We start from the raw sequence: 24,536 nt of genomic DNA on the forward strand, positions 1-24,536 counted from the left end.
TTATGTATTCGTATCCAATTCTAACGATATACAGAACCTTCCTAACTAAATTGTACCTTTAATAATAGAAGAAATGCAATTTGATTAAATACTGATTGACTGATCGTCAGTTGCAGTAGAGGTGATCTCGTGATCTAAGTAGTAAAGGTTATTAAGAGATAAACACTTTGCAATGTGGTTATGCTAATGGTGGCATATAACAATAGAGAGGAAGTTGCTTTTACATGTCGGTTGAAGTCTATTTAACGTTTAACGGGAATTGTCGTGAGGCTGTCCATTTCTATAAGGAGGTATTTCATGCGGAAGAGCCGAAAATAATGACCTTCGGTGATTCTCCTGATGGACCGAAGGAGCTATTTAATGAAAGCACGAAGGACTTAGTGATGCATACTCGGCTTATTATTAATGGAAGCACCGTTATGTTCTCTGATACATTTCCCGGTGTGGATTATATTGTCGGCAACAACATCACTCTTGCCTACATTAGCGATCATGCCGAGGAGCTTAAAGAAGTCTATGAAAAGCTCAAGGCTGGCGGCGAGGTTTTAATGGAGCTGCAGGAGACATTCTGGAGCAAGCTGTACGGTCAAGTGATCGACCGTTATGGGATTCAATGGCAGCTTAATCTCGGGCAATAAACATATAAAAAAGAAGCAGCGCCGGCCAAGCGCTGCTTCTTTATAAGTTCGTGCTTTAAGATAATGTAAGCTCTTATTCGCCACCCATGAATAGATAACGATAAGCAATAAGTACAGCAAGAATCCACATTAACCAGTGAACCTTATATTTGCCTTTACCTGTCACATTCGCGATAGTCGCTAGGACAACATAGAATACGATACCGAAAGAGATACCGTTAGCAATGCTGTAAGAGAAGCCCATGAACGCAATCGTGAAGAAGGATGGAATAGCATAAACCATATCTGTAAAATCAATATCCTTCACGGATTGCATCATTAGTACACCTACGATAATAAGTGCAGCTGATGTAGCAGCTCCTGGAATAAGTGCTACAAGCGGAGATAAGAATAGAGCAAGCAAGAAACAGATACCTGTTGTTACTGCTGTTAGGCCTGTACGTCCGCCTTGCGCAATACCTGAAGAGCTTTCAACGAAAGCTGTTACTGTACTTGTACCAAGCACCGCACCGCCGCTTACGCCGATTGCGTCAACAAACATCGCTTTACCTACACGTTTTTTACCTTCCACTGGATCCTTCATGATACCTGCTTTTGTAGCCGTACCAACTAGTGTACCGAAGGTATCAAACAGCTCAACGAATGTAAAGGTTAGAATAACTGTAATTAGACCAACTTCAAACACGCCTGCAAAGTCAAAGTCTGCAAAGTGCATAGTCGTAAAGTCAGGAATCCAAGTTTTACCTGCAAATGTTTCACTAACATTCACATTTCCTGTTACGATCGCAATTAAAGTTGTACCAAGAATACCCCATAGAATCGCTCCAGGTACACGAAGCACCATAAGAATCCCAATAAGAGCAAGAGCAACAATAGTAAGTAGCATCGTTGGATCTGAGAAGCTTCCAATCCCAATAACAGTCTCAGGACCTGTCACAGGTGTAAATGTAAATGCCTTAATATCTGCAAAGCTTTCAACAGAAATCGTCATTAAGCCGCTGTTTTTCATACCAATAACCGTAATAAACAAACCAATACCGACGGTAATTGCATGCTTTAAGCTGTCTGGTACAGCATCAATTAGCATTTGACGAACTTGTGTAATCGTTAGAATAATAAAGATAACACCTGAAATAAATACAGCTGTTAGTCCCATTGCCGGACTAATCGGTGCATCTGTAGCCGCTGAAGCTAAAATAACGGATGCGAAATACGCATTTAGCCCCATACCTGGTGCAAGCGCAACGGGGAAATTAACGAATAGACCCATCGCAATGGTGAAGATACCTGCTGCAAGAGCAGTTGCTATAAACACTCCCGTCCAATCAAGACCAGCATTTGACAATATCATTGGGTTAACTGCCAAAATATAAGCCATCGTCATGAAAGTCGTTAGACCTGCCATAATTTCAGTTCTGACATTTGTTCCTAGTTCCTTTAAACGAAAGAAACGCTCCATTTTGAATATTACCTCCCAAAATTGTGTTGGAACAAGCAAAAAAAGCCATAGAAAAATGCTTGTGTGTCGCATTCCCTAGGCTTTGCAAAAAGGAGAAAAATATACCACCGGCCGAGTGGTTTTCTCTCACCTTTCGTAGCCAGATCATTTACGGTGACCTTGTAGAGACTCTCAAGCCAATTCTTGAGATTATACGAAAGAATATGCTTTTGTTATATTCCGTCTACAATTTTATAGAAATTACGACATGCCGTCAATACGTTTTACGAATATTTTAATATAAAATTCTATTTAATATTCGTATTTTGATCGAAGAAGTAAGTCTGGAGCACTATTAAGTTACTTTTTCCCAACATAAATCATTGAATTTTATAGAAATATTGCTGGAATGAGGACAATCGCTAAAATTCCAATTGTAATTAACCATGCGATCGGATTACCGTAATTAATAGACCAGCCTACTCCGAATCTTTTCTCCACAAAGATCGCTGGATCGTTGCGATTAACATAAAAGATGCCAAGCTTCCAATGCTGATCTAGATCGGCAACCTCTACGGAGGCTTTTCCCTGCTGAGTATTACTATTCTTCAATCTCGAGCCGCCTTGCCCTAGCTTCACACTCAATAGAATAGACCCTAACAATATAATCCCAACAATAGCAAAGACGATTACCATAAAGGTATTGCTAGACCACTCTAATAAAGGAGAAAGCTGACCAAGCACCATTAGTATTACGACAAGAAATCCGGCAATAGCTAGAAACACAGACCATGAGTAACGAAAGATGACATTGCGTTGTAATGAACCGTGCGGATCTTGACTTTCAATCACTTGCTTAGATCTAGCAATAGACAGATGCGAGATGATGAACACGATAATCATCGCTATGGATAGCCACGATAATGTCAGCACAGAGCCTATGCTTTTCTCTACCGCTCTCGTCACCTCTCCGTTAAAGTCATATTGCATCGGTAAAAGCTCTGGAAACTTGTCGTAATGAATGATGCTGTATCCCATAGCTAAAGCGACGACAATGATATGAGGGACATACCAAACAAGTGAGATGGTTGTTTTTTCCTTATGAAATCTGGTTTGAACGACAATCTTCTGAGACGAGCTTGTCTCCTCATACCAGGGCTGCTGCTGCTTCCAAGCCTTAATTTGCAGATGACTGACGATATAAACCAGAAAGGTTAAAACTAAGTAGCTAACAATTATGACTGAATACCATATCGAATGATCTTGTTCACTACCCTCTGGCTTAATCAGTATGAACATCGCTGCTATAAGTATAATACCGAGGCCTAAGCATAACAGCATATAGCGCTTAATATGTCTCGCAATATAGGATTGTTGCTTTACACCATCTGGCACGGTAACGCCAAATGCTTCTGTTCTCCGTGTTAAATATGGAGTGAATGCCATTAATAATATTACCGGAATAAATATACCGATTAAAACTAAATTAGCTCCTGTCATCAGACCCATCTCCTTTAGAAGTATAGTTCTATTGCTGGCGAGGCTGCAGTGATTCATGTACCTCATAAAATAGCTCTCTAATCTGCTCCTGCGTCATACCTCGACATATTGCTTCAGCAATAATAGGCTTCATCCGTTCAGCCTGTCTGCGCTTAAACAGCTCATCGGCCTTCGGGAATTCGTTTGGTTCGATGACTACGCCCTGCTTTCGATTAATTTGAACGTAGCCCTCTTGCTTTAATAGCTGGTAGGCCTTATTGACCGTGTGTAAATTTACACCTAAATCTACGGCTAATGCACGAACAGATGGCAATCCTTCGCCTTTTGCCAGCTCTCCGCGTGCGATTCCTTCGATAATACTTTCAGCGATTTGCGTATAAATTGGCGTTTCAGATTGCAAATCAATAGATAAGAGCACGCATGCTTCACCTCACTTATCTGTATATATGTTCTATCTGTTATATATATAGTATAACAGATAGAACATCATGTCAATTATTTACGTTATTTAAATGTAGCTTAACTGAGCAACTTCCAATCTTTTGCACGTGACAATGTGTACTCGTTATGTAACTATTAATGAAGGCTTACATATTTTTACTTGAGCAGTTGTTCACAGAAAGTTAACAATTGGTTTTTGCGACATTTATTTCACTAGAGCCGCGCAACTTCCAAAGCGTACATGTCGTTTAACCTAATGTTATTACGTTTGATAGGTCTTATTTATTAGCAACCATCAATAAAGAATAGCCAGATGCATTTAAAGGAGATTAAATATGAAACGATACTTAAAAGTAGTTACAGCGAGTGTTGCTGTATTAAGCTTGACCGCATTACCTTTTATACAATCAAACGAATCTGCTCGTCCATTTGTAGCCTACGCTGCTCAGACGTCTGTAGAGCAGCAATCATTGGCTCTTACTGGTAACGATCGATTCCAGTTTACTAAAAATAGCAACCTTATCTATGTAAATGGTGTTCCTACCTCTTCAGATGAAGCTCTGAAGGTTGAAAAAGGGACAACCTATGTACAATTTAAAAGCATTGCTAAGCTTTTTGGATATAAAGTGAGCTATGATAGCCAGACAAAGCAGTCGATTGCATCGAATGGCAGCCATAAAATCGCATTTAAGCAAGGTGAAAGCACGATAACGGTTGATGGAAAAAGAACCAATGCTGGCGGTAAAGCATTTACAAGCAATGGTCATCTTATGATTCCTCTACGTGCATGGGCGAATGCTACTGGCAGCAGTCTGCAGGTAAGTGGCGGCTACATATCGTTAACGCTTAATACGCTGCCTAAAGCTAATTTCTCAGTCAATGAACGTTACATTGTCGCAGGGGAAACTACGGTAACAATTAAGGATCAAGCGGCAGCAACAGGTGGATTCAGCATCGTTGAAGAGAAATGGGATGGATTAGAGGAGACATACGCTGAACCTGGACAGTACACGATTACTCGACAAGTAAAAGATAATCGTGGAATATGGAGTGAGCCATATACGGTTACGATCACAGTTAATAAGCCTAATGTTGCTCCTATCGCTGACTTCTCTACGAATAAATTAACGTATAAAATCGGTGAGCCGATCTACTACAATAACTTGAGCTCAGACGATGGCAAAATTGTTCGTAACACTTGGACTGGAAATGAACCTGCTTTCTTCAAAGCAGGCACGTATACGGTAAAGCTTGAGGTTCAGGATGATTTTGGTGCTGTCTCGTCCGTTGAAAAACAGATCACTGTTTCGAATGAGGTCTTGTACACGAAGGATCAATTCTATTTGAACTTCGCCGTACCGGGAGATAAAATCCCTGTTGATCCTTCCTTCTCGTTATCGCTTCCTTCGATTGCATATGGAATTGTATCAGAGGACGTAACTTCTGTTCGTACGAATAGCCCTGAGCAGCTAACTGGAGCAGCCATTGATTATGCCGATACCATTTCTGGTGCCGTACGATTCAATATACACAAGCAAAATATTGCGGAGCAGCCTCTCCAGCTGCATCTTATTGCAACGAATGAAAGCGATGAGCCGACGACTGTTTCGACCAATCGCTTCGTCTATGCTGGCCCTGTAACTCATGTATCTACAGCGGGTAAAACAGCAGCTGCACGCTACCTAGAGAAGCTTCTAGAGCCGTTACAGCCTGAAACAGTTACTCTATTGCCTGGAGAAAGCGTGGAGCTTATGACCAATGTTCCTGCGATTACACCAGCTAAGACGCTAACCATCTTTGGTGAATATTACAGCCCTACTCCTATCAAATATTCATTAGTTGTTACTGAAAAGGATGGAGATGGCATCGCAGCGCTAGAAACACTACCACAAAGTGAGCATGATGGCAAGCATATTCGAGGAACATTCTCGGGTGGCAATAGAAGTCTTGTTGTTGATAAGGTGCTCGGTGAAAATCGTGGTGAAAAGCTAGTTCTAGGCGATAAGCAGCAAGAGCACGACAAGCTGCTTACAGGTGTTGACGCTGTAACAGGTGAGCCACTTATTAACTATGGCAATGGCGGTGTAGTTTACGATCTTACATTGGATATTGAGCCTCATACTGCCGTTCTATTAAACCCTCGTGGTGGTCATTATGGCGGCGCACTCATCGTTAATGACAAGGTTATCCCATTAACGTCTAATAGTATTCTTAAGGGTCAGGATGAAGCTGGATTTATTCATCGCAGCGGAAGCTTCCAAGAAACCATTAATATTAAGTACATTGTTGCACCTGGAAGCAATATGCCTCTTCATCTTATGTTCGTACCGATTCCTTCATTAGATGCTGCCGACAATGCAAATGCAACAAGCGCTGAGCAGGATGGTCAGCAGGAGAATCAGCAAGAGACTGTTCAATCTCAAAATTAACGAGTTGATATCGTAATGACAAAAGGTCAGTCTGTCGTACCACCTATCCGTGGACGACAGACTGACCTTGTTTTAACTCATGCTCCCTTAAATCATGTAATTAGATTCAAGCTTATTTTTACAGCGAATAAATATCCTCAATGATCGTTTTCAGCGTTGCCAGCTCAAGCTTGGCATCCATGGTTTCTCTGGCTTCGACCGCTGTTGTAAACCGATTGATACTTTCATGGAGACGTTCGTACTCTCCTTCATCACCGATTAATTGAAGCTTCCAATTATTTTTTGCATATATCTTCATTAAGTCGTCCATTTGATTATGTAGTGCGTCCCAGTCCTCAGCATGCAAGTGATGCTCTAGATTACTCAAGAATTGATTAAAATCACGCTGACCTGTAACACTAGAGCAGCCAGTTAGTACGAAACATAATGTAAAACCTACGATAATTACAGCTATAGCTTTATTAAAACGCATGAATATTCCTGCCTCCTTCTTCTATCCCTGCATATTTTGTCTTAGAAATTCCCATAATAAGCAAAACTTATGCAGGAGACTTCATTTTGCATGTAAGAGGAGGAGCAGTATGCCTGAGATCGCAGTTATTTTTATTCGCTCTGTTATCGCATTTATTGTTCTGCTTGTTTTAACGAGAATTATGGGTAAAAAGCAGCTATCGCAGTTAACCTTTTTTGATTATATCGTTGGGATTACCATAGGGTCGATTGCAGCAACGATGTCCGTGGATCAAAACATTAAAATATCGAATGGCTTGATCTCCTTAATCGTCTGGGGCCTTATTCCAATTCTACTTGGCTATTGGGGATTAAAATCTAGGGCATTCGCAAGGCTAACCGATGGTAGGCCCTCTATCGTTGTTCGAGAGGGAAAGGTTCTAGAGGATGAAATGAAGAAGAACCAGTTTAACATCAATGAATTAATGATGATGCTTCGAGAGAAGGGTGTATTTAAGCTGGATGACGTAGAGATGGCAGTCTTAGAAACGAACGGTGAGCTAAGTATTATGAAAAAAACTGAGGCCGATCCAATCACCGCTAGCTTACTAGGGATGAAAGTAAAAAATGAACACGCACCAGCCCTACTTATCGTCGATGGCCATATATTGCAAGAGAACCTAAGTGCACTCAAGCTCGATAAGCAATGGCTAACGAAAGAAATTAAAAATAAAGGCGCTTATGATGAACGAGATGTATTTATTGCACAGGTCGATGCCAATAAGCAGCTGTATGTCGATCTGTATCAAGATAACGTTGGCAAAAAGCATTAGTAACAAAGAAAAATTAAAGAAAATTCTTATTTATGAGCATGTCCGTCGCTACATAATCTATACTACTTTCATGTCATCAAAAAGCAGCTGACACTATATTACAAGTGTCAGCTGCTTTATTTGTTCTATACAATCTATGCTATTTTTGGGCTCGCTCATGTATCTGAAGCAGCTGTTCAACATTCAGCTCGGCTGTGCTTGCATAAACATGATGCGCATGAGGAAAGTGATCCTTCTGCCCAATCGCCACTGCTGTCATCTTAGCTGCTAGGATGGCATCCACCCCAGCAACCGCATCCTCGATGCCAACACAAGCCTGTGCATCAACCCCTAGCTGCTGTGCTGCAGCTAGAAAAACCTCAGGATCAGGTTTAGAATTTTTAATCTTGGCTGCATCGACAATGATATCGAATTGCTCCTCCATCTGAAGGTTTCTAATGACGGAAAATGCATTTTTGCTCGCTGAAGCGATCGCGGTCTTAATTCCACGCTGCTTTAGGTCAGCAAGCAGCTCTGGAATACCTGGCAATACATCCGACGGCTTAATGGTCGCAATTAATTCCTTATATAGCTCATTTTTTCGTTCTGCCAGCTCATGCAGCTGCTCATCGCTATAGTGCAGCGGCTCCTTGGATAGACTAAGCAGCAAACGTAATGATTCAAGTCGGGATACACCCTTTAGATTTTCATTGAATTCTCTAGTAAATGGTAGATTAAGCTCATCACCAATAGCTTTCCAGGCAAGATAATGATGCTCCGCTGTGTCTGTAATGACACCATCAAGATCGAAAATAACAGCCTGAATTGGAGTAGTTGTCATGTCTTGGTTCCCTCACTTTCTTTTAGAGGTTGTTCAAAAAGCTCGAGCCGAGCTTTTTGAACGTAATTTATCATTATATTTTTTGCTTGTAGGAGCCGCCCTGATTCAATGAAACAGACTGTCCGTAAAGCGTAATTGTTAACGCATCACCTGACAGCAAATTCAGTTCAACCTCGCCACGAGTAACTTTAACTTCGATGGAGCGTCCTTTATATTGCAGCTTGAACTGATAATCCTTCCAATCTGCCGGCAGCTTTGGCGCTAGAGACAACGAATCTTGTTTAATTCTTACGCCTCCAAACCCAAACACGATAGCCATCCACGTTCCGCCCATATTCGCAAGGTGCAGGCCATCCTTCGTGTTACCATGGGTATTATCTAGATCTAAGCGAGCCGTTTCTCTAAAGTAGTGGTACGCTTTTTCATCGTAGCCGATTTTTGAAGCCATTATGCTGAATATACAGCTGGATAATGAGGAGTCATGCGTCGTAATTTGCTCATAGTAGTCATAGGAATGCTTGATTGTTTCCAATGACTGCTCATCCTCTAGTAGGAAATGAGCAAGCACAGTATCTGCCTGCTTACATACCTGATAACGATAGATCGTTAATGGATGGTAATGCAATAGCAGCGGATATTTTTCCTTTGGTGTATTAGCAAAATCCCACACCTTTTTATTCATGAACGAATCGTCCTGAGGATTAATATCAAGCTTCTCGTCATAAGGCAGATACATCACTTGTGCTGCTCGACTCCACGAGTCGATCTCTTCGACGGTTAGCTCTAGCTTCTGAAGCAGCTGCTCATAGCTCTCAGGAAGACTTTGCTGCACTAGCTGTAGTGACTTTGCCGCCCACGCTAAGTTATTCTTCGCCATAACATTCGTATAATAGTTGTTGTTGACGCAGCAAGTATACTCATCTGGACCTGTTACTTCATCGATATAGAAGCGGCCATCACGCTCATGACCAACCTCCATCCAAAGTCTTGCAGTTTCTGCGAGCACTTCACTTCCGTAATCAGCAAAAAATTGAACATCCTCTGTTGCCATATAATATTGAATATAGCTATAGGCAATATCGGCGCTAATATGATACTGCGCTGTGCCCGATGGGAAGAATGAAGAGCATTCCGTTCCAGCTATTGTTCGCCAAGGATAAAGCGCACCCTTAGCATGCCCCATTTCCTTCGCACGTTCTTTCGCAAACGGCAGGATCTGATAGCGATACAGTAATAGCTGTTTAGCTATCTCTGGCTGAGTAAGTAAAAATACTGGGAACATATAAATTTCTGTATCCCAGAAATAATGCCCTTCATAGCCTTCACCAGACAAACCTTTCGCAGCGATGTTACTGTATTGGTCGCGACCCGCTGATTGCAGCAATTGGAATATATTGAAACGAATTCCTTCCTGCAACGCAGCATCGCCTGAAATGACAATATCTGATTTGTCCCAGAACTTACTTAATACTTGCTGCTGCAGCTCAAGTTGCTGGGTAAAGCCGGTACCAGAGAGCTCTCTTGCTTTTTGCTTAGCAGTCTCCAAGCTTTGCTCACCATGACGCAGCGTATCGGTATATACATTCCACTTCGTAAAGGTAATTGGCTGATCCCCTGCAAAGACAGCAGTGTAGCTAACCTGCTGCTGCTCAGCAACAAGCTCTCTTTGCTTAGCATCGGTATGACTATGCGCAACTGCACAGCTAACAGATAGCTTAGAGGTTAACGTTTCATTCTGAACATAAGCAATGTCATCCTCAGAGCCAATCGCAGTCGTCGTGAGCAGCTTAGCATGGCCTGAAGCTACACGTGGATCATTAACTGCTGTGTAGTTTTTAACATCCCCTTGAACGGTAGATACTACCGTAATATCGCCTGTCACTGCAATAGGTACAATGCTTACATCAATGACGAATAGCTCACGAGAAGCAAAGGATACAATACGGCGGAATACCAGTTCCAGCTCTTGGCCTGATGGAGATTTCCAATGAATGCGTCGTTCAGCATAGCCTTGATCCAGCTTCAGCTCACGCGAAAAAGCAAGCACTTCGCCAGAAAACAGGCTGAATCTTTCCTTCGCACTTCCTACGAAAATTTCAATGCCTTGTGCGTCAATTATGTTGACTAGCTTCTGCTGTGTTGATGGAAAACCATAAAGCTTCTCGCCGTATGGAATCGTAATGACGTCGTGATAAGCATTGATATAGCTGCCTCGTATGCTGTTCATATCTTCACGATAGCCTTCTTCAAAATTCCCTCGCACACCTAAATAACCGTTGCCTAGTGCATAAATACTCTCTTGATTTAGTAGATCAGCCTCTAGTAGCGACTGATTCACAATAGACCATGTCATAGCGTAAACCCCTATCCTGCTTATTATGAATGAACAACGACGTCCAAACCGGTCGTATTGCTTAAGATGGTTGCGCTCGTTGTGTCGGTTTCTTGATCAATGTATAGATAGATATCCAATGTTCCCTTACCAATCGTTAAGCCTACAATATTCAGCTCTTGAATATCGAGTGGCAGTGCTGGTGCTAAGCTAACTTCACCTTGCAGCATATTAACCTGCAAGCCAAGCATAGCTTGAAGCATCACGAAGGTTGTCGCAGCAGACCATGCTTGCGGCGAACAGGTTGTAGGATAGCGAACGAGACGATCATATTCCTGCTTGCTATAACCACAAAACAGCTCTGGAAAACGCTGATCTGGCACTTCGGCAGCTGCTCTTAGCAGCCCGGACACGATATGTCTTGCTTCCTTCTGAAGTCCACTACGCAAGCAGCCTAGTAGAATCATGCCGTTGTCATGCGGCCAGATACTACCGTTATGGTAGCTCATTGGATAATAGCCGGTCGACTGATTACTCATCGTACGAATGCCATAGCCAGAGAACATATCTTCTGATAGCAATCTGTTCCCAATCTTCTCTGCATATTGATTCTTTACGAAGGATGCCATCAGCAGATGACCCGCGTTAGACGTAACAGAACGGACAGGCTTTAGCTCGCCATCAAGCGCAATGCTGAAAAACTGCTCATCCTCCATCCAGAAATTCTCTACAATTCTCTCCTCTAGCTGCTCCGCCTGCTGCTTGAGCAGCTGGCTGCGTTCAGCCTGATTAAGCTTGGCGAATATTTCAGCTAAGCCTTGCTTCGCATAGCTGATGTACCCCTGAACCTCTACGAGCGCAATCGGAGCTGTAGCAAGGTCCCCATTTTCATTGACGATACTGTTGGCTGAATCTTTCCAACCCTGATTAGGGAAGCCCTGCTCTGCTTCTTGTTGGTAGGTTAAAAACCCTGCCGCATTCCGCTGACAGCGTGTATCGATCCATGATAACGCAGCATCAATAGAGTCTTTTAGTTCATCTACGATCGCTAGATCACCGCTCCATCTTACATACTCAACGAGCAGCACAAGAAACAGCGGTGTCGAATCAACGCCACCATAGTATGGTGAAAATGGCGACTGACCAGTCTGCACAAGCTCACCAAAACGAATTTCATGCATAATTTTTCCGAATTCCTCATCACGCCAAGGATTATCCGCTTTACCTTGATACGCTGCGAGTGTACGCAGCGTACCTAATGCATGCGACGGATGTAGCGGAAGCATAAAGATTGAAGTAATAATACTATCTCTGCCAAACACTGTAGCAAACCAAGGCAAGCCTGCAACCGTCGTTGCACCATAGCCGATATCCCGCTGAAGCATACGTAAGTCTTGTAAGCTTCTATCGTATAAAGTATTAAATAGAGAATTAGCGCTCATCACACGTGTATTGCTCGTCAACCACTGATCGTAGCTGCTAGTCAGGCTTTGTAATGCCTCGTTATAGGAGAGCAGCTCGCCATCTAGTAGAGTCTCTGCACCAGCATTAGCATTTAATGGTGTAAGCTGTGGTTTAATAACAAGCTGTATCGTTTGTTGCTCTCCCGGAGCTAAATCTAGCGTATATTGAAGCAGCTGCTCAGACTGGCGAACCTCTGGGCTGCCGTCCCAATGTATTGACGTTTTACGGATCTGCTCATCCTTGCCAACATATTGAAGCTGCATCATCTTGCCGTTATAGGTCGTATCCATACGTTGCCCAACTTCGCCAGTGCGATAGCGTCGTACGATGAACATATCTTGAAAATCCCCATCAAATTGCAGTGTAAGCTTAACCTGCTGCGGAGATAAGAAATAATTTGTAACTAGCAGTTGCTCATGCATGACATTGTCGTGCAAAAAGCTGCTGCGCTTAATTTCAACTGCTCCAACATCCTTTACCTCATGCTTTAGCATCGTCGTCAGCAGATAGCTTTCCGACACGCTGCTTTCTAGCAATTCTGGAAGCTGATCATTAATGCGCAGCTCATAGTGGCTTAGGAACCGGGTATCCTTCATATATAAGCCATGACCTGCTTCTAGCTTTGGATCGACATTACCATACGAATCGGTTACGTAAAATAATGCTCCCTCCATGATGACTTTATTACTCATACATGCTCCCTTTCAGCTAACAAAAGCTTTACTTAACCGCTCCTGCCGCAATTCCTTTAATGATGTATTTTTGTGCAAAAGCGTAGAATATGACGACTGGAATAATCGTTAAGGTTAAGCCTGCCATTGCCTGATTCCATACAATCGTAAACTCTCCGAAGAAATAGAAGGTTGAAAGCTGAATCGTGCGCAGTCCTTTATCAGAAAGCACTAGTGATGGTAGCAGGTAGTCATTCCATGAAGCGATAACGTCAAGTATAGCTACTGTAACCGTGATGCTTGTTAATAGTGGGAATACAATTCTCCAGAAGACACCAAATGTACTAGCCCCATCTAGAACAGCAGCCTCCTCAAGAGCGATCGGTATCGACTTAATAAAGCCATGATATAAGAATACGGCTATACCAGCATGGAAGCCGATATTCATAAAGATCAAGCCCTCATGCGTATTAAGCATTGGTAAATGTAAATTCGTACGAATCCAGTCCATAACCTGCATTAGCGGCATCATTAATGTCTGGAACGGAATTAACATCGTTGCTACAAACGAGAAAAATATAATTTTACTCATCGCATTGTCACGACGTACAAGCATCCATGCTGTCATAGATGATAGAATAACAACAAAAATCACGGTTGCGATCGTAACATAGAGTGAATTCCCTAATACGGTAAGGAAATTCATCTTCTTCATTGCGCCTGCGTAATATTCGAAGCTAAAGGAGCCTGGTAATGCAAGCACATTCTCATAAAGCTCCGAACGAGTTTTGAAGGAGTTGACGAGCATAATGTAGATCGGTGACAAGAAGAGCAGTGCACCGATGACAATTAGCGTTGAAATTACACCATTTCTAGCTTTGCCCATTACATCTGCACCTCTTTTCGTTTCGTAATCACCACTTGTGTAAGCGTAACAAGTGCTACGATCACAAAGAACACAATAGCTTTAGCCTGACCAAGTCCATAGTTACCATATCCGAATATTTCATTAAAGATATTCATTGCAAATAGCTCAGTTGTATGAATTGGACCACCATTGGTTAGTGATAAATTGACATCGTAAATTTTGAATGCACCGGACAATGTTAAAAATAAGCAAATTGTAAAGGATGGCATCAACAATGGGAAAACAATTTTCGTAATACGATGCCATAAATTTGCTCCATCTACTTTAGCTGCCTCCATCACTTCTTCGGAAATCCCTTGAATACCAGCGATATAGATAACCATCGTATAGCCTGCCATTTGCCATGTAAATACAATAACAAGAGCTAGCAAGGCATAGTTTGGATCAATGAGCCAATTAAAGAAGATGGAGTCTATTCCTGTTGTCTCACCTATCTGTTTAAATCCATCCGTGAAAATGAAGCGCCAAATGTAACCTAAGATTAGACCACCAATAAGGTTTGGCATAAATAGCAGGGTACGTGCTAGGTTGCTCGTTCTAAAACCTGCAGTTACGATTAAGGAGAAGATCAAGCCTAACAGATTGACGCTAATTAGAGCGAATACTGTAAATTTGATTGTTTGCCATGCGGAATCAAGAAAACGTTGATCCTGAAATAGTGTCGCGTAGTTATCCAAGCCGACGAATAATTTCGGGTTGCTCGGAATACCATCCCAGTCGATAAAGGAATAATAGATCCCGATCAAAAATGGAATGACGACGACCGTTAAGAAAATTAAAAATAGCGGCATTGTAAAAAGCATATACCATAGCTTGCTATTTCTATTCATAATTGAAATCACCCTTTCACCAGAATTGTCGTAGTAGATAAAACGAAAGCCTAACTTCATGTTTCAGAGTTAGGCTTTCCATATTGCACATCCCTGTATTATTTAGCAGCTTTTGCCCACACTTCACCAAGCTTCTCTAGATATTGCTCTGGAGTCATGGAAGTGTTAAGGAAAAATTCAGATGTTAGAGGCGCTAGATCATTAATGATAATCCCTTGTGGGAAATAATTTAGTGCCCAAGATATAGTGTTGCCTGACTGAGTTGCATCAAATACTTGTTGTGATAGTGGATCTAGTCCAGTTGGTTCGATTGTTGTTACAGCTGGAATGAATCCGAAATCATTAACTACTGTGTTTTTACCTGTTTCACTTGTGTATAGCCAATCAATGAAAGCATTTGCTGCTTTGATTTGAGCTTCTGATGCTTTGTTGTTAATAACCCAGCCAGCTGGAATATCAACCGCTAGTTTATCGTTTCCTAGAATCGGAAGTGGAGCCATACCGATTTCCATTTCATCATAATCAGCTAGCATACCGTAGCTCCAGTTACCTTGGTGAACAGCTGCTGTTTTACCAGTCGCTAGATCACCCATTTGCGTGTCGTACGTTACTTCCATTGGATTAACGGAGTTAGCACGGATCGCGTCCATTACTTGAGCAAACTCTTGGAATGCTGGAACTTCTGACAATTTCACTTCGCCTTTGTTCACTTGCTCGATGAAAGCAACAGGATCTTCCTGTAATGCGAACGGAGTATTAATGATGTGACCAATTAGGAAATAAGCTTCTTGAGACAAGCTTAGACCGTTAATACCGTCAGCTTTGAACTGCTCTAATTGTTGAACTAGAGAATTTGTATCCGTTACTTTAGAAGGGTCGTAAAGCTCTTTGTTGTACACAAGACCGAAGCCTTCAACACCGATTGGCATACCCACCACTTTACCGTCAATTTCTAGTGCCATGTTAGGAGAAATATACTCCGCATACGGCTCATTCGTCATATCATGGTAGTAGGAAGCGAATTTCTCAGCCTCTGCACCTGGCTGTACGGAGAAAATCGTTGGGCCTTCATTAGCTGCAAGCTTTGTTTGTAGCTGTGTAATGTAAGAGTCACCAGCGGATCCCCATACTTCAACTTCATTACCTGTTTCTTCTTTATACTTAACCACTAGATTTTCAAGTGCTTCAGCAATTTCAACTTTACTTTGGAACAACGTAATCTTTTCTAATTTTTCGCTTTGGTTAGCGTTGTTTCCTGTGTTGCTTGTGCCTTCATTGGCTTTGTTGTTTGCATTGTTGCCACAAGCTGACAATACAATTAACATCGCAGACAGTAGGACGAATGCCCATCTTTTCTTCATCATTGTAATACCCCCTAAAATTATCTTCCTTTTAATTATATTTTTTATCATCTACTGACCACAGGTGTTATATTCACCTAAATGAGTAATTTTTGAATCTGCTGTCCGAGTAAATAAATAAAAGCATCCAGCAACAGTGACAATCCTACAAATTCAGTAAGAGTTTGTCATTTATTGCTTGCTGGATGCTAATAAGTATTAAGTATTACGGCTTATACGTTTTTCTATAAGCGGTAGGCGTCATGCCTATATGCTTTTTGAACACCTTGCTAAAGTAATTAAGCTCTTCGAAGCCACTCTCCTCTGCTACTTCGTGTATCGTTAAGTCAGTGTGTACTAGCAGTGAGCAGGCCTTATCCATTCTAAGCTGAGATAAATAATTCATAATCGTTGTCTGATATTCTTCCTTAAATCGCTTAGCTAAGTATTGAGGAGAGAAATGAAATTGCTCGGCAAGACTTGCCAGAGTAATATCTTCCTTCATGTGGTCGTTTATATAGTTACGAACGGCAGCAATTGATTGTACAGAACCACTCTCAACTTTACTGTAATCGATAAGCTCGACAATGTCGCTAAAGGTCTGCTTCAGTCTCGCTGACCATTCCTCCATCTGAGCAAGCCATAAAGGCATCGTAGCATGAAAACGATCATCACTTAATTGAACATAGATACGCATCAATAGCAAATTTATCTCCACCGTATAATGCTGCAGCTCTCTTAACGTTAATCGGCCCCCGGCCGTCAATTCACGTGTAAACTCATCGACCAGCTCATGAAGGTATTGCTTATTTTTTGAGCGAACGGCTTCTACAATAACACGCTCCTTATCAATGAAAAACAAGGATGCCTCGGACTTTTCAATCTGCTTCGAGCTACTAAGGACATTGCTATTGAGGATCACGGACTTCTCCTCAAGCAATACTTGCTGAAGCTTATCTGCGGCTAAAGCTACACTGCGAAAGCCTACAAAGGAGGAAAGTCGAAGCGTGCGCTGCCATGCCTCCTGAAGTCTATAAACAGATTTCTCGATGTCATCGGGCAGCATTCTCGTGCTAACAAACAATATAATGAATGATTGGTACTGTAGCGAATACCAAGCTCCAAGCGGCGTGAATAACTCTTCTATTATATTTTTGACGGCAAAGTTGAACAATTGCTCGTCGCGTTCATAATATTGTTTAACGATAGCATCTTTATTTCTTGGTAGATATGTGATGACATAGAAACGATCAGGGTCAATGCCTAAGGTAGCTAAGAAGTCTGAAATCGCACGGCTTCCGTTCTGCTCTTCCTCGATTAGGCTTGCAAAGCGCTGTTCATTAACTATATTATTTACCTCATTTAAACGAAAATTGTTGCTTAGCTCTTTAAGCCGTGCCTGCTGTTCCTCTCTTATTTGCTTGCATGCCTTCTCAATCGCTTGATCAAGATCGCTAATTTTGAATGGCTTAAGCAAATAATCTATACCATTGGCAAGCAGTGTTGCGCGTGTATAAGTAAACTGCTGATATCCGCTCAACACAATAACCTTGGATGTCCAACCTTCCTCTCTTAGCTTCTCTAGAAACTGTGGACCATCCATAATATGCATGCTCATGTCCGAGATGATTAGCTCTGGATGATGCTGCCTAACCAGCTCCAGTGCTTCTAGGCCGTTGTCAGCCATTAGTATTTGATTAATCCCGTGCTTTGACCAATCAATGGAAAGCTCTATGCCCTCACGCACATGCTCTTCATCATCAACAATCAGCAGCTTCATGCTCGTTCCCCCTAGGTGTTTCGATTGGCAACCGTAATGCTACAACTGTGCGCTCATAAGACTTGCTCTCAATAGACCATTGGAACGCTCGGCCATAATACAGCGATAATCTTTTTAGTACATTGGACAAGCCAATTCCTTGTCTTTCTGTTACGATAACCTGCTGCTCAACGTAGCTTGCTTTTACTTGCTCAATTTGCTGCTCTGTAAAGCCTTTTCCATTATCTATTACTTCAACTAACATGTCATGCTGAGACAATGTAATATCAACAACGATATGAATATGTCCTTGCCCACGCTCCAACCCATGGATAATACTGTTTTCAATAAGCGGTTGCAGCATCATCTTCGGTACGTGAATGTGATGTGCTTCTTCAGGACACTTCAGCTCGAATTGGAGCTTTTGCTTATATCGTCCCTGCTGCAGCACCATATAATGCTTCAAATGCTCGATTTCCTCCCATAGCAGCACATCTTCCTTTTCAATATCCATAGAATAACGGAATAATGCGGCAAATTCAGCCAATCGATCACTCACCTCACTAGCATTAGATTTAATTGCTAGCGTGCCAATCGATTGCAATGTGTTGTAGAAGAAATGCGGGTTAATTTGTGCCTGCAGCATTTTTAGTCTTGCCTGAGACAGCTCTAGCTGATGACGATATTGCTTATTCCACAGCTCATCCAGCTCAATCGCCATTTCTTGAAACCGAATCTCTAGAAGGTCAAGCTCATCCGGCGTGGCAGGGGCAGCCTTCTTCATTAGTCGGAAATTTCCCATTTGCAGCTTTTTTATATTTCGCAGCATATGCTTAATTCTGCGCAGCATATAATACGAAATGATTGCTGCCAATATCGAAACAAATACAATCGAGATCACTTGAATCGACAAGGTCTTGCCTAATGCAGCGGTAAGTGCCTCATTAATGAGTGCTTGCGGTATGAACTTCACAAGTGTCACAGTCAAGCCATTATCTACTGTTTCCCGATAATAGACATAGCTGCCTTCCTTCGCTTGTAATTCCCCTTTGGATATGCCTATACTCGAAGCCTGCAATGCTGCCTCAAGCTCATTATGCCAAGCCAAGCTATGTTCTGTTAATGATGAAACTGCTTCACTCTCCGTTGCATAGAGCAGCTCCATCTCCTTACCGATAAACATGTATACCGGACCTTGCTCGCTTGTCGTTAACGATGCAAGCATGCTCTGTATTTGCGTGGTCTTCACATCAAATGTCGTGATCCCGATAACGTCTCGAGTAGATATATCAATGAAGGGCTTATTCACGCGCAGTCTTAGCTCGCGATTAATATTCGTTACTTGAAAGGGATGCTGAAGCTCGCTATGAGCATACGACAGCTCTCCATTTCGAAAGTCAGGTATCGTAATTTTCGAATTGTAAGTATTGCGAATATTGAATTGCTTATTCGTAAGTGCACTCTTGTAGGAGACCGTGCCTACTTCCCCGTAATTTGCATAAATTTGCCCAAGCCTTTGCGCAATATATACGCTTTCTGCCGGTGATTGTGGCTCTGTCGATGAAAGCAGTCTTACAAGCGCAGGATCAGAGAAGTACGATAAGCCAAGCAACGACAAATCATGGAGATAGGATTGTAACGCGGACATCGTAATCGACATTGAATTTTGATTCAGTTCTACGTACTGCTTCTTGATCTCTTTACCTGTAATCTGATAAGACAAATAGTTGGATATAATAAATGGTATAGTGGTCGCAATAATTAAGCTAATAATAATTTTAGATATGATGCTTCCTTTAATAAGCTTCATTCAAGCATCCTCCCCAGTATGCAAACATGTCAGTATTCGCAGTTCATTGTAGCATAGCAATGAGAGAAATGGATAGAAGAGCTAATTTGCAGTTTACTTCATTATTGGAACATAACGGATGATTATAGAGTGATAATAGGCATCGTTATTATACAGACTCTGCATCGATCCCTATACAGTATAGGAGGTGATTAATATGTATTTAATTACAGCTGTGTACATCATCATTCTTATTGCTTTTATCGTACTATTAGTATTGGGTATTATTCAATGTGCGAAAAACTCGTTCAAGGCTGGACTCATCTTCTTTAGCATGATGATCTTGCTGAAGGCTTACTCTTACATCTCTCCGCAATTTATCAATCGTATGCTACAATCTCGAGCATTCGATATAAGCATAGGCTTATTCATAAGTATTCATAATCTAGTGATATTATTGGTCGAAATCAGTGCTTACGTCATACTAGTCATTGGGCTCTACAATCTGTGGAGTAGTAAAAAAGCTAATTTCCATCGTTAGCACCATAAACAAAACACTCCTACAGTCGTGAGCTGTAAGGAGTGCTTTGTTATGTACATGGATATATTGTTTCTGCATGCTCACTGCAGATCTTGAGTGAACAATTTATCTATTGTGTTACAGGCTGGCTTGCTCAATCCAAAGCTTACGTTTCTCATACATCATCGTCAACTCATTTTCTTCTGCCCGTATACTAGCTTCAAGTGTATTAACGACCATCCTTACTTGATGAAGAGCATTCAATGTCTGCTGCTGAGCATCGTTGATTCTACCCTGCACAATCCAATCCGCAATTAACCCATCAAACCAGTAATCAGCCATTTTAAGTATTCCGCCTATATCTACTTGAACATCAATAGCTTGCTTCAGATCAGCAAGCTCCTTATGGAAGACTTCTAGCTGTCGATTAGCGTTATGAATATAGCTGCGCGCATCATCGATATGTTCGTGCTTAATATGAGTGCTTATTAATCCGCCGTTTGCCCACATATCCCAATTTCCCCAGTTCTCAGCTTTCTCTAAGCTATTGGAAGCATCACTTAGGTGTGACATTACACTTTTCCCAGCCGATAGTGCTTCACGCAGCTCTTTAAGCAACAGACTTTTTTCTGCAATTAGCAGCTCCATCTCATCAAGCTCAAGCGCTGATTGCGGGCATGTTCTTAGCCATTCTTCCTTTTCGTGCATTAGTCGGTTGTATTCGGATTCTGCATTAGCCAATTCAGCTAATTTCAAGCCGTTCTCTTTCTGCTCTTCCTTTAACTCTGCCAGCGTTTGCTCAGCTTCCTGCAGCTTCAACGCTGCTGCCAAGGCCTCCTGACGTTCAAGCTCTAACTGCTCCTCTTTGCTGCGCAAAATAGTATGAAATAAATTCGTTAGCGACATTGTTGTTAGCTTCTCTACATCCCGCTGCTCCATATCAAGCTTCACCTTAAGCTCAATAATTAGCGCTTCCTGCTCTCTCATGCGCTGAGCTAGCAGCTGTCGTCTGCTTTCCAACCGTGAATGCTCATGCAACCGTTCCTTTGTTTCAATCAACTGCTTAAAATCTATCGCCATCAAGTACCGCCTCCCATTACCGAATCTTTTATGTTTAATACGTAAAATTTAATTATTGGATTCATATAGTAGAAAATAATGAAATTTATGGTTAAAATTATATGAAAGAGGTGATTTGCTATCTTTATCAATTATTTGCAATTTGCATTTCCTATTATATTATTCATCTGTTTTATTGTCGGACTAATCTTAAGCAGCAAGCACGCTTTTCGAGAAGGCACTGTTTTTTTTCTATTATTAATAGTCGTCGAGATTATAAAATTTTTCATCTCTCTATTATCCGAACGGATTATTATATCGGCTCAAGACTTGTTTGGAATAAGTGGGGGGCAGCTTATTAGTATCATACACACTATGCTGACAGCTATAGAGCTCATTGCCTTTATTACCTTAATTCAAGGACTTTACCGCCTATGGAGAAAGAAGGAGAGCAATCCAGCATGATTGTTCTCTTTTACTTACATCTATTATATGATAACTAATTGTAACGTCTAATTTTTGCTGTAAGATAATGGTAGACTACTGCAGCTCCAGTGAGAAGCTAAAGAGCTATATAAAAATATAGCAACCTAAAAGGAGTAACTTAATGAGAAAAGCAAAACTCATTTTATGTGTTACCATTTTGTTTTCCATGCTTACGGGTTGTAGCACGAAAGATGAATCGAATAACTATTCGAACGTTCAGTTAATCCTTTCGAATGAAAATAATTTCCGATTAGAATTATTAGAGATTATCCACGAATATAGAGTCATCTTACAGTTCATTGTCGATGATCAAGAGCGAGAAAACATCGAGTATTTGGAAGGGCGTATAGATGGATTTCTAAGTCGCAATAATCAGACCATCTATAGCACACTAAATCAAGATAATATTAATAAGACGACTTTAGATGCTATCGTGCGAGACGAATTGCAAAAACCTTTATCCAGATTTATTAGTTTAATGTTTAATTCGTTAACTGAGATTAAGAATATCGGTATTGATAAGCTAGACGATTCTTACATTAAATATTATGACTCCGTACTCAGTCTATTAGAGGTATTCGACCATGCTCCTTCTAATCTATTTACAGATGAAAACTCCTCGAAATCGAAAGAAATACTAACTGCGATTCATTCAATCATTGAAAGGTATGAGGGTAATCACTAGTAATCACAAACTAAGCAAATAAGGCGAGGACAACAAATGTGATTTGTTGCCTCGCCTTGTCTCCGCTTATATTTATACCAAAACCGTGAGCAGCTCTCTCCCTACTTCAACAGAATCGCTCTTTAAGATCTTCACATCTGCGTATTGTTCTGAATTCGTACATCCACGTAAACTATAAGTTCAGTTGTTTCACTATATTGCTCTCTATACGATGTCGTGTGCTTTCATTTTGAGCAGCTCTTTTTCTTGTTTGTTTTTAAATGCTTTTCTCCCTTGTACCCATTGTCCTAAAAGAAAGGCAAGTCCAACAGCTATAATTAGTATTTGTGCTAAAACGTTATTATTCGTTGTGAAAAGTAGCGTCCCTCTCCAAATGACAAAAGCAGCAGGTAGTAATGCACCCCAAAATATATGATGACGGCTAGCTAAAAAATATTGCCCCCCTAAACAAGCTGCAATAATAAATACATCTGCTATATCTCCAAATCCAAACATTAATTTTCATTCCTTTCTTTTTTATATTTCTCAATAATTAATTTTGCTTCTTCTAATTCAATTCGATCATCAATAACAAGCTGTTTTACAAACTGAATAAAGTCTTCATTTTCCGTTTCGTCATTTAATTTGATTTTTTCAATTAAACGATCAAGCTTGATTCTCACAGTTGGATAAGACACTTCGTAAAGCTTTGCAACTTCCTTTAATGAGCCTGAATGAATGACAAATTTTTTGATAAACTCTATATCCTCTTTTTCTAATGCATAAATCCAACTAGGAATATCTTTACTTTCCATTCCTTCACCTCCACCTCACATTAATTAAATTTATTTATATTTTAATTTATAGTTAAATAAAAATCAAGTTTATTTTAATTTTATTAATCTTTTCATTTTTTATTGATAGTTATTAGAAGACCACAAAAGGACGATATTGACCGATCGTCCCTTTTAATGAGAGCTACACGTACGAGTAGTGACCTTCCCCAATATATTTTCGACTAGTCTTTCCAAAAAGTAAGCATCTGTTCCTTCTCTTACAATCCTATTCGTTTGAAACAGCGTATCGTCCAAATCAATTATGTACAAGCATCGTTATTCAACTATAATGACTTAAAACAAAAGCAAGGCACAGAGCGCAATTTCAGCCTCCATGCCTTGCTTCCAAACAGATTGTCTAGTTTAAGAGAACAAGCTTTAACTTTATCAACCAACCTACGTTGTACGGTATGACTTCAGGAATTTGACCGCTAGCGCAATATCCGCTTCAGGATTCGTGCCTACCTCTCGTTCTATCGTCAAATAGCCCTTGTAGCCAATATCATTTAACGCTTGTAAATAGTCGTTCCATTGTACTTTGCCTTCTCCAAGCGGTACTTCACGGAAGGATGGACCGCTCGTTGCCATCTCGGCAATTTTGTCGTGGTCTAATTCTGATTCGTAGCCATATTCACCGTAAACTTCTCTAGGGTCGACTTCAGCAGCCAGCTTAATGCCATCCTTAGCATGCGTATGAACGATATAATCCTTCAGCGTATATACCCCCTGCACCGGATCATCACCTGTAACCATGACCATATTGGCGGGATCGAAATTAACCGCGACTCCCTTCGAGCCAAGGCCATCTAAAAATGATTTCAGCTGTACTGCTCTTTCTGGACCTGTTTCTATCGCAAAATAAGCACCTAATCCGCTGGCATAGCTGCTTAATTCCTCACAAGCCTCATGCATCGTCGCATAAATTCTACTATTCTTATCCTCTGGCACGATTCCGATATGCGTAGTTACAATGTTCGTGCCAAGCTCCAATCCGAGCTCCATAATCCGTTTGGACTTTTCAATTTTTTCTTTATTTTGAGCAGGGTCCTGAAAGCCATGACCACCAAGATCGCCTACCAAAGCAGAGATTTCTAGACCTAAGGATGAGATGTAATCCTTCCATTCCTTGCGCGCGGCTGCTGATAGGTTCGCAGGATCGAACTCTCCCTTTACTGCATAAATTTGCACTCCATCTGCACCCAATTGCTTTGCCTTGAGCAGCCCTTGCTTCACTCCAACACCAAAGCTGTCAACAATAACACCAATTTTATTAGTCATGATTGGCCTTGTCATCGTATTCTCACACTCC

The 24,536-nt window shown here is 41.2% G+C and carries 21 protein-coding genes and 1 riboswitch; of the genes, 5 read left to right on the top strand and 16 right to left on the bottom strand.

Annotation, left to right across the window (positions count from 1 at the left end; all coding sequences use genetic code 11):
• Positions 1-224: 224 nt before the first annotated feature.
• Positions 225-638, top strand: a complete 414-nt coding sequence (locus M3180_RS16970) for a VOC family protein (protein ID WP_251669679.1) — start codon at positions 225-227, stop codon at positions 636-638.
• 73 nt (positions 639-711) lie between these two features.
• Here M3180_RS16970 and M3180_RS16975 read toward each other — a convergent pair whose 3' ends face one another.
• The 3 genes from M3180_RS16975 to M3180_RS16985 all read right to left on the bottom strand — a co-directional run bounded on the left by M3180_RS16975 (position 712) and on the right by M3180_RS16985 (position 3,994).
• Positions 712-2,097, bottom strand: a complete 1,386-nt coding sequence (locus M3180_RS16975) for an NCS2 family permease (protein WP_251669680.1) — start codon at positions 2,095-2,097, stop codon at positions 712-714.
• A gap of 116 nt (positions 2,098-2,213) precedes the next feature.
• A riboswitch (purine riboswitch) is annotated at positions 2,214-2,314 on the bottom strand.
• Positions 2,315-2,466: 152 nt separating this feature from the next.
• On the bottom strand, positions 2,467-3,576 hold the full coding sequence (locus tag M3180_RS16980; protein WP_251669682.1) for a DUF1648 domain-containing protein: 1,110 nt from the start codon (positions 3,574-3,576) through the stop codon (positions 2,467-2,469).
• Positions 3,577-3,604: 28 nt separating this feature from the next.
• On the bottom strand, positions 3,605-3,994 hold the full coding sequence (locus M3180_RS16985; protein ID WP_251669684.1) for a GntR family transcriptional regulator: 390 nt from the start codon (positions 3,992-3,994) through the stop codon (positions 3,605-3,607).
• 358 nt (positions 3,995-4,352) lie between these two features.
• Here M3180_RS16985 and M3180_RS16990 point away from each other — a divergent pair, with 358 nt between their 5' ends.
• Positions 4,353-6,446 carry a stalk domain-containing protein gene (locus M3180_RS16990; protein WP_251669686.1) on the top strand — a complete coding sequence of 698 codons (2,094 nt, stop codon included), beginning with the start codon at positions 4,353-4,355 and terminating at the stop codon, positions 6,444-6,446.
• A 118-nt stretch (positions 6,447-6,564) separates the two neighbouring features.
• On the opposite strand, the gene M3180_RS16995 is transcribed toward M3180_RS16990, so the two are convergent.
• A complete protein-coding gene (locus M3180_RS16995) occupies positions 6,565-6,918 on the bottom strand; it encodes a DUF4363 family protein (protein ID WP_251669689.1) in 354 nt (117 codons plus the stop codon).
• A 109-nt stretch (positions 6,919-7,027) separates the two neighbouring features.
• Between M3180_RS16995 and M3180_RS17000 the strand changes: the two genes are divergently transcribed.
• The gene (locus M3180_RS17000) at positions 7,028-7,729 is read left to right on the top strand and encodes a DUF421 domain-containing protein (protein ID WP_251669691.1); all 702 of its coding nucleotides are present in this window, start codon (positions 7,028-7,030) and stop codon (positions 7,727-7,729) included.
• A 139-nt stretch (positions 7,730-7,868) separates the two neighbouring features.
• Here M3180_RS17000 and pgmB read toward each other — a convergent pair whose 3' ends face one another.
• From pgmB to M3180_RS17040, 8 genes are all read right to left on the bottom strand, one after another.
• Positions 7,869-8,549 (bottom strand): beta-phosphoglucomutase, encoded by a 681-nt coding sequence (pgmB, locus tag M3180_RS17005; RefSeq protein WP_251669693.1) that lies wholly within the window; start codon positions 8,547-8,549, stop codon positions 7,869-7,871.
• Between the two features lie 73 nt (positions 8,550-8,622).
• Positions 8,623-10,902 (bottom strand): glycoside hydrolase family 65 protein, encoded by a 2,280-nt coding sequence (locus M3180_RS17010; protein ID WP_251669695.1) that lies wholly within the window; start codon positions 10,900-10,902, stop codon positions 8,623-8,625.
• A gap of 23 nt (positions 10,903-10,925) precedes the next feature.
• On the bottom strand, positions 10,926-13,037 hold the full coding sequence (locus M3180_RS17015) for an amylo-alpha-1,6-glucosidase (protein WP_251669696.1): 2,112 nt from the start codon (positions 13,035-13,037) through the stop codon (positions 10,926-10,928).
• Positions 13,038-13,065: 28 nt separating this feature from the next.
• Positions 13,066-13,902, bottom strand: coding sequence for a carbohydrate ABC transporter permease (locus M3180_RS17020; protein ID WP_251669698.1), 837 nt, complete (start codon positions 13,900-13,902; stop codon positions 13,066-13,068).
• Complete coding sequence (locus M3180_RS17025) at positions 13,902-14,774, bottom strand: carbohydrate ABC transporter permease (RefSeq protein ID WP_251669700.1); 873 nt, start codon at positions 14,772-14,774, stop codon at positions 13,902-13,904. Before M3180_RS17025 ends, M3180_RS17020 begins: the two co-directional genes overlap by 1 nt.
• 98 nt (positions 14,775-14,872) lie before the next feature.
• A complete protein-coding gene (locus M3180_RS17030; RefSeq protein WP_251669702.1) occupies positions 14,873-16,138 on the bottom strand; it encodes a sugar ABC transporter substrate-binding protein in 1,266 nt (421 codons plus the stop codon).
• Between the two features lie 202 nt (positions 16,139-16,340).
• Positions 16,341-17,894 (bottom strand): helix-turn-helix domain-containing protein, encoded by a 1,554-nt coding sequence (locus tag M3180_RS17035; RefSeq protein WP_251669704.1) that lies wholly within the window; start codon positions 17,892-17,894, stop codon positions 16,341-16,343.
• Entirely contained in the window at positions 17,875-19,683 is a 1,809-nt protein-coding gene (locus tag M3180_RS17040; RefSeq protein WP_251669705.1) for a sensor histidine kinase, read from the bottom strand. The genes M3180_RS17035 and M3180_RS17040 overlap by 20 nt, the downstream gene beginning before the upstream one ends.
• 196 nt (positions 19,684-19,879) lie before the next feature.
• On the opposite strand from M3180_RS17040, the gene M3180_RS17045 reads away from it, so the two are divergent.
• The gene (locus M3180_RS17045) at positions 19,880-20,203 is read left to right on the top strand and encodes a hypothetical protein (protein ID WP_251669707.1); all 324 of its coding nucleotides are present in this window, start codon (positions 19,880-19,882) and stop codon (positions 20,201-20,203) included.
• 117 nt (positions 20,204-20,320) lie between these two features.
• Here the strand turns inward: M3180_RS17045 and M3180_RS17050 are convergent, their stop codons facing one another.
• On the bottom strand, positions 20,321-21,262 hold the full coding sequence (locus M3180_RS17050; RefSeq protein WP_251669709.1) for a hypothetical protein: 942 nt from the start codon (positions 21,260-21,262) through the stop codon (positions 20,321-20,323).
• Positions 21,263-21,848: 586 nt separating this feature from the next.
• Between M3180_RS17050 and M3180_RS17055 the strand changes: the two genes are divergently transcribed.
• Positions 21,849-22,412 carry a hypothetical protein gene (locus M3180_RS17055; protein WP_251669711.1) on the top strand — a complete coding sequence of 188 codons (564 nt, stop codon included), beginning with the start codon at positions 21,849-21,851 and terminating at the stop codon, positions 22,410-22,412.
• Between the two features lie 204 nt (positions 22,413-22,616).
• Here the strand turns inward: M3180_RS17055 and M3180_RS17060 are convergent, their stop codons facing one another.
• From M3180_RS17060 to M3180_RS17070, 3 genes are all read right to left on the bottom strand, one after another.
• Positions 22,617-22,907 carry a hypothetical protein gene (locus M3180_RS17060; RefSeq protein ID WP_251669713.1) on the bottom strand — a complete coding sequence of 97 codons (291 nt, stop codon included), beginning with the start codon at positions 22,905-22,907 and terminating at the stop codon, positions 22,617-22,619.
• Positions 22,907-23,206 (bottom strand): DUF2089 family protein, encoded by a 300-nt coding sequence (locus tag M3180_RS17065; RefSeq protein WP_251669714.1) that lies wholly within the window; start codon positions 23,204-23,206, stop codon positions 22,907-22,909. Before M3180_RS17065 ends, M3180_RS17060 begins: the two co-directional genes overlap by 1 nt.
• 417 nt (positions 23,207-23,623) lie before the next feature.
• A complete protein-coding gene (locus M3180_RS17070) occupies positions 23,624-24,520 on the bottom strand; it encodes a sugar phosphate isomerase/epimerase family protein (protein ID WP_251669715.1) in 897 nt (298 codons plus the stop codon).
• Positions 24,521-24,536: the final 16 nt, after the last annotated feature.

It is taken from the genome of Paenibacillus camelliae (genome assembly GCF_023715345.1).
GTDB lineage: Bacteria > Bacillota > Bacilli > Paenibacillales > Paenibacillaceae > Pristimantibacillus > Pristimantibacillus camelliae.